Origin of the sequence: Hydrogenophaga sp. 2FB, assembly GCF_005503365.1 — a bacterium.
In the GTDB taxonomy this organism is placed as follows: domain Bacteria; phylum Pseudomonadota; class Gammaproteobacteria; order Burkholderiales; family Burkholderiaceae_C; genus Hydrogenophaga.
Window position 1 is genome coordinate 1 of sequence record NZ_SCML01000044.1, and the last position, 14614, is coordinate 14614.

15 protein-coding genes and 1 pseudogene are annotated in these 14614 nt (G+C 67.1%); 11 read left to right on the forward strand and 5 right to left on the reverse strand.

Features of this window, described 5'->3' with window-relative positions; all coding sequences use genetic code 11:
• Positions 1–308: pseudogene (locus tag FFS09_RS22010) on the reverse strand (NAD(P)(+) transhydrogenase (Re/Si-specific) subunit alpha); the annotation flags it as partial.
• Between the two features lie 105 nt (positions 309–413).
• Between FFS09_RS22010 and FFS09_RS22015 the strand changes: the two are divergent.
• The gene (locus FFS09_RS22015; RefSeq protein ID WP_137921050.1) at positions 414–914 is read left to right on the forward strand and encodes an NUDIX hydrolase; all 501 of its coding nucleotides are present in this window, start codon (positions 414–416) and stop codon (positions 912–914) included.
• Here the strand turns inward: FFS09_RS22015 and FFS09_RS22020 are convergent.
• A complete protein-coding gene (locus tag FFS09_RS22020; RefSeq protein WP_137921051.1) occupies positions 900–1757 on the reverse strand; it encodes a sensor histidine kinase in 858 nt (285 codons plus the stop codon). The genes FFS09_RS22015 and FFS09_RS22020 overlap by 15 nt on opposite strands.
• Before the next feature lie 580 nt (positions 1758–2337).
• On the opposite strand from FFS09_RS22020, the gene FFS09_RS22025 reads away from it, so the two are divergent.
• The gene (locus FFS09_RS22025) at positions 2338–3921 is read left to right on the forward strand and encodes a sensor histidine kinase (protein WP_171020134.1); all 1584 of its coding nucleotides are present in this window, start codon (positions 2338–2340) and stop codon (positions 3919–3921) included.
• Complete coding sequence (locus tag FFS09_RS22030) at positions 3918–4811, forward strand: response regulator (RefSeq protein WP_137921053.1); 894 nt, start codon at positions 3918–3920, stop codon at positions 4809–4811. Before FFS09_RS22025 ends, FFS09_RS22030 begins: the two co-directional genes overlap by 4 nt.
• Positions 4812–4818: 7 nt before the next feature.
• On the opposite strand, the gene mnmA is transcribed toward FFS09_RS22030, so the two are convergent.
• A complete protein-coding gene (mnmA, locus tag FFS09_RS22035) occupies positions 4819–5934 on the reverse strand; it encodes a tRNA 2-thiouridine(34) synthase MnmA (protein ID WP_137921054.1) in 1116 nt (371 codons plus the stop codon).
• 79 nt (positions 5935–6013) lie between these two features.
• On the opposite strand from mnmA, the gene FFS09_RS22040 reads away from it, so the two are divergent.
• From FFS09_RS22040 to FFS09_RS22055, 4 genes are all read left to right on the forward strand, one after another.
• Positions 6014–7429 (forward strand): ethanolamine ammonia-lyase subunit EutB, encoded by a 1416-nt coding sequence (locus FFS09_RS22040; protein ID WP_137921055.1) that lies wholly within the window; start codon positions 6014–6016, stop codon positions 7427–7429.
• Positions 7426–8211 (forward strand): ethanolamine ammonia-lyase subunit EutC, encoded by a 786-nt coding sequence (gene eutC, locus FFS09_RS22045; protein WP_137921056.1) that lies wholly within the window; start codon positions 7426–7428, stop codon positions 8209–8211. Before FFS09_RS22040 ends, eutC begins: the two co-directional genes overlap by 4 nt.
• 33 nt (positions 8212–8244) lie before the next feature.
• Positions 8245–8649 (forward strand): alternative ribosome rescue aminoacyl-tRNA hydrolase ArfB, encoded by a 405-nt coding sequence (gene arfB, locus FFS09_RS22050; RefSeq protein ID WP_137921057.1) that lies wholly within the window; start codon positions 8245–8247, stop codon positions 8647–8649.
• A gap of 163 nt (positions 8650–8812) precedes the next feature.
• Positions 8813–9556, forward strand: a complete 744-nt coding sequence (locus FFS09_RS22055) for a hemerythrin domain-containing protein (RefSeq protein ID WP_137921058.1) — start codon at positions 8813–8815, stop codon at positions 9554–9556.
• Here FFS09_RS22055 and FFS09_RS22060 read toward each other — a convergent pair.
• On the reverse strand, positions 9553–10917 hold the full coding sequence (locus FFS09_RS22060; RefSeq protein WP_137921059.1) for a GAF domain-containing protein: 1365 nt from the start codon (positions 10915–10917) through the stop codon (positions 9553–9555). The genes FFS09_RS22055 and FFS09_RS22060 overlap by 4 nt on opposite strands.
• Positions 10914–11411, reverse strand: coding sequence for a hypothetical protein (locus FFS09_RS22065; protein WP_137921060.1), 498 nt, complete (start codon positions 11409–11411; stop codon positions 10914–10916). The genes FFS09_RS22060 and FFS09_RS22065 overlap by 4 nt, the downstream gene beginning before the upstream one ends.
• A 94-nt stretch (positions 11412–11505) precedes the next feature.
• Between FFS09_RS22065 and FFS09_RS22070 the strand changes: the two genes are divergently transcribed.
• The 4 genes from FFS09_RS22070 (at position 11506) to FFS09_RS22085 (ending at position 14614) form a co-directional block, all read left to right on the forward strand.
• Positions 11506–12120, forward strand: coding sequence for a TetR/AcrR family transcriptional regulator (locus tag FFS09_RS22070; protein WP_137921061.1), 615 nt, complete (start codon positions 11506–11508; stop codon positions 12118–12120).
• A gap of 53 nt (positions 12121–12173) precedes the next feature.
• Positions 12174–13061 carry an alpha/beta fold hydrolase gene (locus FFS09_RS22075; protein WP_137921062.1) on the forward strand — a complete coding sequence of 296 codons (888 nt, stop codon included), beginning with the start codon at positions 12174–12176 and terminating at the stop codon, positions 13059–13061.
• A gap of 72 nt (positions 13062–13133) precedes the next feature.
• Entirely contained in the window at positions 13134–14192 is a 1059-nt protein-coding gene (locus FFS09_RS22080) for a cupin domain-containing protein (protein WP_137921063.1), read from the forward strand.
• Positions 14193–14221: 29 nt separating this feature from the next.
• On the forward strand, positions 14222–14614 hold the full coding sequence (locus FFS09_RS22085; RefSeq protein ID WP_137921103.1) for a YbaN family protein: 393 nt from the start codon (positions 14222–14224) through the stop codon (positions 14612–14614).

A 14614-nucleotide genomic window follows, 5' to 3' on the forward strand; every position in this document is an offset into this window, starting at 1 on the left:
CGCTGCAGGCCCGAAGCGTCGAAGGGGTTGAGCATGCCGACCACGGTCGCGCCCGACTTCATCTGCGCGAGCTCGCTGTCGCTGGGCGTGCGCACCTTGAGCACCAGGTCGCAGCCGAGCGCGCCGGCGGCGTCGGTGATCTCTGCACCGACGGCCGTGTAGGCCGCGTCGGTCGCGCTGGCGGCCACGCCGGCGCCCGACTGCACGCGCACGGTGTGGCCTTGCGCCACGTATTTCTTCGCCGTCTCCGGGGTCACGGCCACACGGGTTTCGCCAGCTGTGGTTTCGGCGGGTACGCCTATCTGCATGAAGGTCTCCTCACTCGATTTCAAAAAGCAAATCGGGGCGAGCTTAACTGAAAGCCAAAGGCTGAAAGCCATTTGTCAGCTTTTGCGGAACTCATAATGCCCGCCATGGAACCCCGATGGAAACCCAACGTCACCGTCGCCGCGGTGATCGAGCGCGATGGACGTTTTTTGCTGGTGGAAGAACACACGGCCGAGGGTTTGCGCCTGAACAACCCCGCCGGCCATCTGGATCCCGGCGAGAGCCTGCTCGACGGCGTGGTGCGAGAAACGCTGGAAGAGACCACGCACCGCTTCACGCCCACGGCGTTGCTGGGCGTTTACCTCTCGCGCGTCCAGCGCAAAGGCAACGGCGCTCGGCCAGACGAAGACATCACCTATCTGCGTTTTGCCTACAGCGGCGAACTGGGTGAGGTGGTGGCGGGCCGCACGCTGGACGTTGGCATCGTGCGCACGCTCTGGATGACGCCGGACGACATCCGCGCCAGCGCGCAGCGCCACCGCAGCCCGCTGGTGTTGCGTTGCATGGAAGACCATCTGGCCGGCCAGCGACACCCACTGTCGACCGTGTTTGTCGACCCCTCGGTCACGGCCCTACCCGACCGGTGACAACACCGCGGCTGCCAGGCTGCGGCGGACCACGGCGTCCCGCACCATCGGCACACGCATTGAAAAGCACGAGCCACGACCGGGGACGGAACGCAGGGAGACGTCGATGCCCAGGACCCGCGCTCCGCTCTGCACGATCGGCAGCCCCAGGCCCGCACCGCGGTCGCCATCGGGCGCATCGCGAAAGAACGCCTCAAAGATGCGCCCGTGATACAGGGGATCGATGCCCAGTCCCGTGTCCCAGACCTGCAGCAACAGAAACGAACCGCTGAGTCGGCTGGACACCACGACCCCGCCGGTGGTGGTGAAGCGGATAGCGTTGTCCACCAGATTGGCCAGCATGCGTTCCAGCAGCACCGGGTTGCTGCGCACCCTCGCGAGCGAAGGCGTCACGTCCCAACGCAGACCCTTGCCGATCGCCACATGGCCGAACGCGACATCCAGGCGGTCCAGCAAGGGCTGCACGGAGAAATCGACCCTCTCGGGATGGAGCGAGCCCGAGTCCAGGCTGGCGATGAGCCCCAGCGCGTCGATCCGATCATCCAGAGAGCTCAATGACGCCCGCATCTGGGGCAAGGCCGCCGACCCCGGCGCTTGTTCGAGGTTGCGCAGCACGCCTTCACTGGCCAGGCTCAAGGCATAAAAGGGCTGGCGCAGGTACTCGCTGACGGCCAGCAACAAACGTGCGCGTTCGGGCGCGAGATGGCGGGTTTCTGCCGACGGCCATTGGGGTGGCCCACTCAAGGTCACGGCCGTTGCGCCACGCCCTGAACGGGCACCGCGGCGCAGCCTCGCCATGAGCGCTGCCAGCCAATTCGATGACACCTGTCTGCGCATGAGCATGGCACTCCCCTCCGGATTGCGACAGCAAATCCCGGTGACCGCACGCCGGTCAACCGAAGCCAACCCTGGTTAGGGCTGACCGCCGCGAAATCGCCATTGTTCAAAGCACACCATCACACAGCCATACCACCGGCGCAGTATTTTCCGAACCTCAACGCCGGTCGATACCCCCGACCGCATCGCGATGGCATATCCGCCGTGAAACCTCGCCTATCGCGCAGCTTTTGGCCGCCAATGCCCCAAAAAATAGTACTTACGAGGTATGTTTTATCGCATTCCTCAAACCTACTATCGGCCGTTGAGCCAGGGATATACCGGGTCGAAAAGTCCTTTTGCGAATTCAATTTACAGGATTCCGTTCCCATATTCATCCCGCAATGGATTTCATGAAACCGAAGGATTTGCGGTGCTATCTCGATTCAAATTGACGGAACATTTCTCCATTGGCAGCTTCGCCATCATGGGTGTTATTGCCGTCACCCTGATTTATTTCCATTCGCGTCAATCGAATTTTTTTGAATCGGCACAAACCGAGGAAATTCGACTGACCCGGGAAACACAGATTCAGGCGATTTCACGCGTGGAAGAAGTGGCGCGCCGAAACCTGTTGAACAGCCAGGAGAGCGCCCATGTCAACCTGATGCGCCTGCTCGTCCATGCGCTGTGGACAAGCCACTTCGAGCCCTTCCTGGCACAGGCCCAAGGTATTGACATCGACCGGTGCCGCGCACTGAGCGTCGACGCCCAACCAGCCTGTCTTGCAATGCAGGGGAACGCGATCCGCGCCCTGCCGTCACTGGTGGCGCTCGACACCGAGGTGCGCGCGGCCATGCGAGGCAGCTCGGTCTTCAGGGTCAAGGTGCACGACCTGCGCGGCATCACCATCTACTCGACCGAGCTTGCGCAGATCGGGAGCGACACATCGACCAGTGCCGGCTGGATTGGCGCTGCGCGCCATGGCAAGGCCGTCAGCGAGTTGCCTGTGCGCGACGCGTTGCGCATCTCGTCCGTTGCGGAGGACACCCGAGAGTTCATCATCAGCCATCTGCCGATGGCGAAGCCCGGAACCGACCGCGTCGTGGGCGTGTTCGAGGTGCACGCCGATGCCACGGTGTTGATGCGGCAGATCCGGGCGGCGTCCCAGGTGTTCCAGAACGCCACCGACGACAACCTGCAGCGCGCCACGCGACAGGCGCACGACGCCCAGGAACAGGTCGAACGCAGCGGGCGCATTCAGTTCGTGGTCGTCGCGTCGCTGCTGGCCATGCTGTATGTGCTGCTGCTCGCGATCGTTCGACGTTCTCAGGACGTGATCCACCAGCAGGCACGCGAGAGCCAGGCCCACCAGCAACGCCTGGTCCAGACCGAGAAGCTGGCCACGTTGGGTCAAATGGTTGTCAGCGTGGCCCACCAGCTCAAAACGCCTCTGGCTTTCTCCAAAAGCAATGTGTTCACGGCCATTCGGTCGCTCGACAACATGGCGGACCCGATCGAACGCAGCGCATACAGGTTCAAAAGAGAAGTCGCTGGCGATCAGGATGCAACGGTACCGCACGACCTCCATGACCTGCAGCTCATCTCGGCCATCGACAAGATTCCCGACGAGCTGCAAACGGCCAGGGAGATGCTGGGCGATGTGCTCATCGGCATGGACCAGATGAGCGAGCTGGTCAACCACCTGCACAGCTTCACCCGGCTGGACAAGGCCAAAACCGCCTCGGTCCATCTCAACCACACGCTCGCCACCGCGATGTACATCGCGAAGTCGGTGATCCCCGGCAAGGTCCGGCTGGTCGAGGCATTTGAAGACCTGCCCGCGCTGGAGTGCAATGGCTCCCAGCTCAACCAGGCCTTCCTGAACCTGATCGTCAATGCCGCACAGGCCATCCGGGGTTCGGGAACGGTCACCGTGTCCACCCGTTGCGACCGCGAACACATCGTTGTGTGCGTCGTGGACACCGGTAGCGGCATCCCCAACCACACCCTGCCTCACATTTTCGACCCCTACTTCACCACCCAACCGCCGGGCGAAGGGGCAGGACTGGGTCTGACGATTGCCAAGAGCATCGTGGCCGACCATGGCGGCCAGATCGTGGTGGACACCGTGGTGGGCGTGGGCTCCCGGTTCAAGGTGTATCTCCCACTTCGGGCGGCCAACAAATGAAGACGAACAGCACTAGAAAGCCACGCGTGCTGTGCGTGGACGACGAGCCCGTTGTGCTTCGCATGCTCCAGTGGCTGCTGGAAGGCCAGTTCGACGTCTCTTGCACCACCGATGCACGCGAAGGGCGCGTGCGCTTGCGCAGCGATGACTTCGAGGTCGTCATCAGCGATCAACGCATGCCGGGGATGCTGGGCACCGAGTTCCTGCAGTGGGCCCGCATCGAATCGCCCAACACCATGCGCCTGATGCTCTGCGGCCCGCCAGATTTCCAGGCGGTCCTGGACGCGGTCAATGCCAGCGAGGTCTTCCGCTTCATGTCCAAGCCGTGGGACGACCAGCCGTTGCTGCACACGGTCGAATACGCCGCCGCGGTGGCGCGCAGTGTGCCGCTGCGGGGAGCGGAACCCTCTGTCGAACAAGACGATGACAGCCCGTTTCAGCAGCGCCGTGACGAGGTTGTGCTGTTGCTGGATCCGGACCCGGCCATCGAGCAGCAGATTCGGGAAAGCCTGGGCACTCAAGCGCCCATGCACTGGGCACGAAACATCGACGAGGCCAACGCCTTGATCGCGCGCCACGCCGTGACCGTGCTGCTGGTCGAGACGCAGGTCGGCGAGATCTCCACGCTCGACCTGATCCGCAGAGCCAAGCGCAGCCAGCCCCACGCGGTGTCGATCGCCATGAGCGCCGAGCGCGACTGCGCGACCGTCATCCGCCTGATCAACGAGGCTCAGATATTCCGTTTCCTGAGCAAGCCGCTGGTCCACGACCAGGCACACCGGATGATCCAGGCCGCGTTGGCCAGGCACCGCGAACTGCTGGCCCATCCCCTGCGCACCGCCCGCCACGCGGTGCAGCGCTCAGCGGACGGCGATCTGGAGTTCGTCTAGGGCCTGTTCACACGGTGGCAGCGTCGGTGGTGATCACGCCACCGCCCAGGCACACCTCGCCGTCGTACAGCACCGCGCTCTGCCCGGGCGTCACAGCCCACTGCGGTTCGATGAAATCGAGCGCAAAACCCGCATCGCCGTTGGCCTGCACATGGCAGCGCGCATCGGCCTGACGGTAACGCGTCTTGGCCGCGATGTCACCGGGCGCGGGCGCGTGGCCCGACACCCAGCTCGCGTCCTGCGCGCGCAGCTTCGGCGTGAGCAGCCACGGGTGGTCGTGGCCCTGCACCACCCACAGCGTGTTCTTCTCGATGTCCTTGCGCGCGACGAACCAGGGTGCGTGGTCGTTGCCGCCTTTTTGTGCACCTTTCTCGCGCACGCCGCCAATGCCCAGGCCCTGGCGTTGCCCCAGCGTGTAGAAGCTCAGGCCCACGTGCTGGCCCAGCACACGGCCCTTGGCGTCCTTGATCGGACCCGGTTCTTTGGCGATGTAGCGGTTGAGGAAATCGCGGAACGGCCGTTCGCCGATGAAGCAGATGCCGGTGCTGTCCTTCTTCTTCGCATTCGGCAAGCCGATCTCGGCGGCGATGCGGCGCACCTCGGTCTTGGGCAGCTCGCCCACCGGGAACAAGGTCTTGCTCAGTTGCGCCTGGTTGAGCCGGTGCAGGAAGTAGCTCTGGTCTTTCAGCGGATCCTTGCCCTTGAGCAACTCGAACGCACCCTGGCGCTCGCGCACGCGGGCGTAGTGGCCCGTGGCGATCTTCTCGGCGCCCAGGCGCATGGCGTGGTCGAGGAAGGCCTTGAACTTGATCTCGGCGTTGCAGAGGATGTCGGGGTTGGGCGTGCGCCCGGCCTGGTACTCGCGCAGGAACTCGGCGAACACGCGGTCCTTGTATTCGGCGGCAAAGTTGACGTGTTCGATGTCGATGCCCAGCACGTCGGCCACGCTGGCGGCGTCCAGGAAGTCCTGGCGCGTCGAGCAGTATTCGCTGTCGTCGTCGTCTTCCCAGTTCTTCATGAAAATGCCGATGACCTCGTGCCCCTGCTGTCTGAGCAGGTGCGCACTCACCGCGGAGTCCACGCCCCCGCTCAACCCCACCACCACGCGCTGTTTGCTTGCCATCGGGCGATTATCCCAGCGGGGCCATCCACCCGTGGGGCATGGGGTGACTGCGCGCACGCTTGGCCGTACAGTGCACGGCATGGGCTTCCAGCACAGTGTCGGCGCACAGACCTACCGGTTCGACGACCTGCGCACGCTGATGGCGCGCGCCACGCCGCTGCGCTCGGGCGATCAACTCGCCGGTGTGGCGGCGGCCAGCAGCCGGGAACGCGTGGCCGCGCAGATGGCGCTGGCCGACCTGCCGCTGTCGCACTTCCTGCACGAGGCGGTGGTGCCCTACGAAAACGACGAGGTCACACGCCTGATCGTGGACACGCACGAGGCGTCCGCCTTTGCGCCGGTGGCGCACCTCACCGTGGGCGATTTCCGCAACTGGCTGCTCGGCGACGACGCCGACACCGCCGCGCTCACCGCGCTCGCGCCCGGTCTCACGCCCGAGATGGTCGCGGCGGTGAGCAAGCTCTGCCGTGTGCAAGACCTCGCCCTGATCGCGCGCAAGTGCCAGGTGGTCACGCGCTTTCGCGGCACGCTAGGCCTGTCCGGGCGGCTCGCCACGCGGTTGCAACCCAACCACCCCACCGACGACCTCGCCGGCATCGCGGCCAGCCTGCTCGATGGTCTGCTGCACGGCAGTGGTGATGCGGTGATCGGCATCAACCCCGCCACCGACAACGTGCCGCAAGTGGTGCGCCTGCTGACCATGCTGGACGAACTCATCACGCGGTATGACATGCCCACGCAAAGCTGCGTGCTCACGCATATAACGAACACGCTGAAGGCAATCGGGCGAGGCGCGCCGGTGGACCTGGTGTTCCAGTCCATCGCCGGCACCGAAGCCGCCAACCGCAGCTTCGGCATTCATCTCGCGCTGCTGGCCGAGGCGCGCGCGGCGGCGCTGTCGCTGCAGCGCGGTGCGCTGTTCGATGACGACGGTCAGCGCGGCCAGCACGTGATGTATTTCGAGACCGGCCAGGGCAGCGCGCTCTCGGCCGGTGCGCACCACGGTTGCGATCAACAGACCCTGGAGGCACGCGCCTACGCCGTGGCGCGGCATTTCCAGCCGCTGCTGGTCAACAGCGTGGTGGGCTTCATCGGACCCGAATACCTCTACAACGGCAAGCAGATCCTGCGCGCCGGCCTGGAAGACCACTTCTGCGGCAAGCTGCTGGGCCTGCCCATGGGCTGCGATGTGTGCTTCACCAACCACGCCGAGGCCGATGTCGACGACATGGACGCGCTGCTCACGCTGCTCTGCGCGGCGGGCGTCAACTTCATCATGGGCGTGCCGGGCGCGGACGACATCATGCTCAACTACCAGAGCACCTCGTTCCACGACGCGCTGGCCATGCGGCAACTGCTCGGCCTGCAACCCGCCCCCGAGTTCGCGGCCTGGCTGCAGCGCATGGGCGTGACCGGGCCCGGCGAGACGCTTCGCCTGGAAAATGCCCTGCCCGCCGCGTTCGCGCCCGCCATCGCACGGCTCACCGCGCCATGAACCCGACCGTGATTCCCGCCGCGTGGGATGGCCTCAAACGCTTCACCGAAGCGCGCATTGCGCTGGGCCGCGCAGGCCACAGCCAGCCCACCGCCGTGCACCTGGCCTTTCAGCTCGCCCACGCGCAGGCGCGCGATGCCGTGCACCTCGCCTTCGACCCGACCGACCTGAGCAAGGCACTGCAAGCGCTGGACCTGCGGCCCCTGCACCTGCACAGCGCCGCACCGGACCGCGCGGCCTATCTGCAGCGCCCCGACCTCGGCCGCCAGCTGGACGCCACCTCGCGCGACGTGCTTGCACGCTGGCGCGCCGAACACGCCGACACCTTCGATCTCGCCTTTGTGATCGCCGACGGCCTCTCCTCACTCGCGGTGATGCGCCATGCCGCGCCGCTGATGGCCGAGCTGATCCAGCGCCTGCGGAGCGATCCAACGCAGCGCTGGACCACCGCGCCGGTGGCGCTGATCGAGCAAGGCCGTGTGGCCATCGGCGACGAAGTGGGCGAGCTGTTGCGGGCGCGCACCGTCGTCGTGCTGATCGGTGAGCGCCCCGGCCTCAGTTCGCCCGACAGCCTGGGCATCTACTTCACCTGGGCGCCCCGCGTGGGCTGCAGCGATGCCCAGCGCAACTGCATCTCCAACGTGCGCGACACCGGCCTGCCACCCGCGCGCGCCGCCGCGCGGCTGCACGCGCTGCTCACCCAAGCGCGGCAACACCAGCTCAGCGGCGTGGGGCTCAAGGACGAAACCGACGACGGACACGCCATCTTGCCTTCGGGCTGAAGGCGGGCGCAGACCGCGTGGCACACTGCGCCGATGCCGATCACCATCGATCCCGCCGAGGTGGAATTCACCGCCATCCGCGCCCAGGGCGCGGGCGGGCAAAACGTCAACAAGGTCTCCAACGCGGTGCACCTGCGCTTCGCCGTGCACGCGTCTTCGCTGCCCGACGCCGTGAAGGAACGCCTGCTCGCGCTGAGCGACCAGCGCATCACCACCGAAGGCGTGGTGGTGATCAAGGCGCAGACCAGCCGCAGCCTGGAGCAGAACAAGGCCGAGGCGATCGAGCGGCTGCAGGCCCTGGTCGACAGCGTGGCCACCGTGCCCAAGGCGCGCAAGGCGACCAAGCCCACCTACGGCTCGAAACAACGCCGGCTCGAAGGCAAGGCCACGCGCTCCACCGTCAAACAATTGCGCGGTCGCGTGCGCGGCACCGATTGAACGCACCGGTTTTCTTTCGCTTAAGGTTTTTTTAGGGTTCCTTTAAGCGCTATTTAGCGGCGCGCGGCGGCGGGCATTCCTAGACTGCCTTCCATGATTCGTGGCGCATGGGGCGACACGGTCACACCCCGAACAGCGGGCCTGACCCGCACAAGGAACCCACATGCAATCCCCGCTTCTCGAGATGGCCCAGGTGGTCGCCACCGCCCGCACCGGCCAAGACCGCTTCAACCTGTACGCCGGCATCCACAAGGCCTTGCGCGCCTTCATGGTCGATACCCTGACGCTGGTCGGGCGCACCGACCCGGCGAATCCGCAGCAGGTCGCGGCCACCGCTGCGCAGACGCTGGCGTTGCTGGACTTCTGCGCCGGCCACATCGAACACGAAAACGGTTTTGTGCACCCCGCGCTGGACGCGCGCTGCCCCGGCGTGGCGGACCGCATCGCGAGCGAACACGTGGACCACGAACACCACATCGCCCACTTGCGCAGCGTGGCGCAAGCGCTGACGCACGGCGATGCGAGCGACACCGAGGCGACGCTCTACGCGCTGTACCTGGGCCTGGGTCTGTTCGTGGCCGACAACTTTCAGCACATGCATGTCGAAGAGACGGTGCACAACCCCGCCCTCTGGGCCACCCACAGCGACGCCGAACTGCTCGCCCTTCACGACGCCCTGGTGGCCTCGGTGCCGCCGGCGGAGATGGTGCTGGTGATGCGCTGGATGCTGCCGAACCTCAATGCCCCCGAGCGCCTGGGCGTGTTTCTGGGCATGCGCGCCAGCGCACCGGCACCGGTGTTCGAAGGCACGCTGGACGCCGCGCGCGGGCTGCTGCCGCAAAGCGACTGGGCACAACTGGCGCGTGGTCTGGCGCTGCCGGCCGTGCCAGCGTTGATGGCCGCTTAAGCGGCCACTTCTTCGAGCTGCACCGCGCCCAGTGCTTCGAAGCGGAAGCAACCACGGCCGGTTTTCTGGATGCGCAACTGCGGGCACTGCTCGGCCAGGCGCCGGTGCAGCAGCCACAGGCGCGCCTCCAGGTTGTCGGCCACGTCGGGCAGGCGCAAGGATGCGTCCAGGCGCAGTTCGCGGTTGGTGAACTCGTGACGACCATTGCGCTCCCGGTCCTGCAGCAGCTTCCACAGAATCGCGCCGGCCACGCCCTTGATCAGGTAGGTGTGGTTGACGAAGACGCTGTGGTTGCTGCGGTAGTGGCGCACGTGCAGCGGTGGTCCGCCCGACGTCGCGGGCGCGGCGTTGGTGCTCGCCGGCACGGGAACTTCATCGCAGGCACCTTCGGCTTCCTGCATCAGGTCGATCGCCGCGCCGAGTTGCCCGCCGAGCGCCACCAGCATGTCCTCGTCCTCATAGCCGAACTGCAGGTCCTGGCTGCCTTCGACGAAGAGCACACCGATGACGCGGTCCGCCGACAGCAGCGGCACGGCCATCTGGCTGCGCGGCTCGGGCAAGCCGGGGTAGGGAATGTCCGTGCCGGCCGGCCCGCTGCCTGCGCTCACCAGGCTGTCGCGCATGGCGCGGCTGTACAGGTAGGCGCTGGCCATGTGCACGATGCGCACCGGGGTGCGCTCGCGCGCGGCCACGCCGATCACGCCATCGCCCAGGGCGATCTCGGAACCCACGCCAGAGGTGGCGTAGCCGCGGCTGGCCACGGTGTAGAGGCGCTGCGTGGTGGGGTCGAGGATCAACACCATCGCGTGGCGCATCGCGAGTTCCTGCTCCAGGGTGTCCAGCGTGGCGTCGAGCAAGGCACCCAGGCTGCACGCCGCCGACAGCCGCACGCTGGCGCGGCGCAACACGGCCAGCGGATGGGGCCGCGGCGGGGGCGTGGGCAAGGGCTCGCTCAACGGTGTCTGCGCCACGCGCTCGACCTCGATCACCTCGTGGATGTCGGAGCCCAGCAGGCGAAACACATCGGCCATGCCGGTGTGCGAGGCAATGCCGGCCAGCTGCGCCTTCATGCTCTCGAACACCGGGCCCTCGGTTTCGGTGCGCAGGTAACGCAGGTGCAGCCGGTAGAACACCGCGTTGACCGGGTTGAGCACCAGCAGCGTGGAGCGCGGGTTGGCCAGCAGGTTCTGGCGTGTCTTGTTGAAGAACTGGAACGACAGCGCCACGTGCTGCGTGTCCACGTAGTAAACCTGCGAGAGGTAGGCGACGTTGGGCGTGCCGTCGCTCGCGCAGGTGGCCATCATGGCGGGAATCACGCCCTCCAGGCAGGGCCGCACTTCGTCGAGCTGCGCGCCGGTCATGCGGACCCTTGGATAGGGCGGCCCGCCTTGGGACCCGGCGTCTGGTCGAAGGCCTGGTCGGGCTCGAACTCGATCGCCACCACGTCGTCCATGCGGTGGGCGAGCATGGCGCGCGCATACACCGGGCCGAAGCCGATCAGGGTCAGTTCGCGCTCCATGCCGAGCAGGTAGCGTTGCAGCACCGGCGCCTCGTCCTCGCGGGCCTCGCGCACGCGGGCGCGGCGGGTCTTGAGTTGCACCGTCTTGTGGCTGCTGGGCTGGCTGAACACGGCGGCCAGGCGCCCGCTGCGCGCCACATCGCGCAGCAATTGCGCCGACTGGCTGCGGCAGACATACACGGTGATGTGGTGGCCTTGCGCTTCGAGCCGGCAGCCGACCGCGCGCATGACGCTGGGCACAAGATCGGCATCGCAACTGCTGACGATGACCGACATGCCACTGCCCATCAAGGCCAGCAGTTCGGGCGACAGCAAGGGCGGCGCGGAGGTTTCCATGCGAGACACAACCTGTGGGAGTGCGGAACGCCGCGATGATAGCCAGCCCGACCGGTCACTTGCAATTTCGCACGATCGTGCCAAAATGCAGCCCATGGACGCCCGAACCCAGAAAAGTGAAATGACGCGCGCCGCCATCGTGGGCGCGGCGCTGGACCTGGCCGCGTCCGACGGGCTGGAGGCCATCACGCTGCAGGCGGTGGCCGACCGCATCGGTGTATCCAAGAGCGGGGTGTTCTCGCGCGTCGGCTCGCGCGAGGCCTTGCAGAAGGCGGTGATCGAGGAATTCGGCCGCCGTTTCCTGGCCGATGTGTTCGTGCCGGCCATGCAGGCGCCCAAGGGCCTGCCCCGGCTGAGCGAAATCGTGCGGCGCTGGCTCATCCGCCTGCGCGACGTGGAGGTGCATACCGGCTGCCTCTATACCTCGGGCGCGTTCGAGCTGGACGACCGCGAGGGCGAGCTGCGCGACCTGTTGCTGGGTGAAGTGACACGCTGGCGCGCGGCGCTACGGCGCACCGTGCAGCAGGCGATCGAGGCCGGCCACCTGCTGCCCGACACCGACCCCGAGCAACTGGTGGGCGAGATCTGCGGCCTGACGATCGGGCTGGTGCACGACGTGCGTTTCCTGCGCGACCCACGGGCGGCCGAACGCGCCCAGGCCACCTGGAACCGCCTGGTCAAGACCTACGAAAACACCAGTCCGTCCTGACATCTCTTTTTTTAGCCATATTTCGCACAATCGTGCGAATTCAGGAGAACCTCATGAGCACCACCCCCTTGCAGACCGCTTCCGCCTACTACCAATCCACCCCCGGCACCCGCTGGCTGCGCTGGGCGCTCGGCCTGTCCGAGCGCGTCTGGCCGGCGTTGGCCGTGCGCGGCGCACTGCGCCTCTTCGGCACACCGCTGCCGCCGAAGTGGCTGCACCGGCGCCAACCCGCGCTCGCCAGCTGGCAGGCCACGCCCTGGCCGTTCGAGCAGGCCAGCCTCACGCTCTACGAACCGCCGCCCGGCCCGCACGGCCCGGTGGTGCTCCTGTTGCACGGCTGGGGCGGTCATGCCGCGCAGATGCTGCCGCTGGCCCAAGCGCTGGTGCAACAGGGCCTGCGCCCGGTGCTGGTCGACTTGCCCGCGCACGGCCGCAGCCAGGGCAGCACCAGCAACCTGCCGCAGTTCGCGCGCGCCATCGAGTACCTCACGGCGCGTCTGCAACAACAGGGGCACGAGGTGCGTGGCGTGGTGGCGCACTCGCTGGCGGCCAATGCGCTGGCCTACGCCGCCGCGCGGGGATTGCAGGTGCCCCGGCTGGCCTTGCTCGCGCCGCCGGCCTCGCCGCATGCGTACACGCGGCTGTTCGCCATGGTGTTCGGCCTGCGCGAGGAAACGCGCGCCCGCCTGCAGCAGCGCGTGGAGGCGCGTGAAGGCATCCTGATGCGCCAGTTCGAGCCCGCGGCGGTGGGCCCGCGCGTGGCCGTGCCGACGCTGATCGTTCACGACCGCGAGGACCGCATCAACCGCTTCGCCGACGCGGAGGCCTACCGCGATGCGATCGCCGGCGCGCGGCTGGTGGAGACCAGCGGCCTGGGCCACACCCGGCTGCTGCGCGACGCGCAGGTGCTGGAAGCGGTGGTGGCGCACATGCAGGGCTGACGTCCTCCCCAAAACAATGGGTGCCCCTATCATCGGCATGCCCGGCCCCGCACCGACCCGATAGAGATGCCCATGAACGACCTCGGACGACTCGAAGACCTGCCCGTCGACTACGTGGCCGAGTTGCGCGCGCTCAACCTGGTGCCCCTGTGGCCCAGTTTGCGCGGTGTGTTGCCGCCGACGATGCCCGCGCGCCAGACGCAGGCCACGCACTGGGCTTACCAGGCCATCAAGCCGCTGCTGCTCAAGGCCGGTGAACTCACCCCGATCGAGAAAGCCGAGCGCCGTGTGCTGGTGCTGGCCAACCCGGGCCACACGCTGGAAAAGATGCAGGCGAGTGCCGCGATGTACCTGGGCATGCAGTTGCTGATGCCGGGCGAGTGGGCGCCCAGCCACCGCCACACGCCCAATGCGGTGCGCATGGTGGTGGAAGGCGAGGGCGCATGGACCACCGTGGACGGGGAGAAGTGCCCGATGTCGCGCGGCGACCTGATCCTCACGCCCACCGGCCTGTGGCACGAGCACGGCCACGACGGCACCGAGCCGGTGATCTGGCTCGACGTGCTGGACCTGCCGCTGGCCTACTACCTCGAGGTGAGCTACCACCTCAACGGCGCGCGGCAGGCCGTGAACCCCGGCCATGGCGATCGCGCCTACGCGCGCGGCGGCCTGGCGCCCACGCCGGTGTTCGGCCGCAGCGGCCGGCGCTACCCGATGCTGCGCTACCCCTGGGTCGATGCGAAAGCCGCGCTGGAGGCGATGGCCCATGACCGGCCCGACCTCGACGCCGTGCAAGTGACCTACGTGAACCCCGAGACCGGCGACGACGTGGAGAACGTGCTGGGCTTTCACGCGCTGATGCTGCGCCCCGGGCAAACCTTGGCCCTGCCGGCGCGCTCGCCGGCCGTCGTGTACCACGTGATCGAAGGCGCGGCGCACGTGGCGACCGAGGCGCAGGGTTTCGATCTGGTGGCGGCCGACACCTGCTGCATCCCCGGCTACACCGCCACCACGCTCACCAACGCCTCGGGCAGCGCACCGGCCTTCCTGTTCATCGCCGATGAGTCGCCGCTGCACCGCAAGCTGGGCGTGTATGAGGTGCGTGCCGACGGCCAGCCGTCGATGCCTTGAGACACGCCGCTGGCTAAGATGCGGGCGTGATGTCCACCACGCCGTCTTCTTCCCGCACCGTGCGCTGGCTGCTCTGGCTGGCCGGCACGGTCTCGTTGATCCTGGGCCTCATCGGTGTGGTGCTGCCCGGCTTGCCCACCACGCCCTTCGTGCTGCTCGCCGCGGCCTGCTACGCCAAGGCCTCGCCGCGCCTGCATGCCTGGTTGATCCACCACCGCTTCCTCGGGCCCATGGTGCGCGACTGGGAAACGCACCGCAGCCTGACCCGGCGCACCAAAACGCTGGCCATCACCTCGATGCTGGTGATGGTGGGCTTCTCCGCCTGGATTTTTCACGAGCAGACCTGGCTGCTCGTGGCCCTGCTCGCGGGCGCGCTGATCGGCGTGATCGTGGTCGCATGCATTCCCACGCGCGCGACCTGA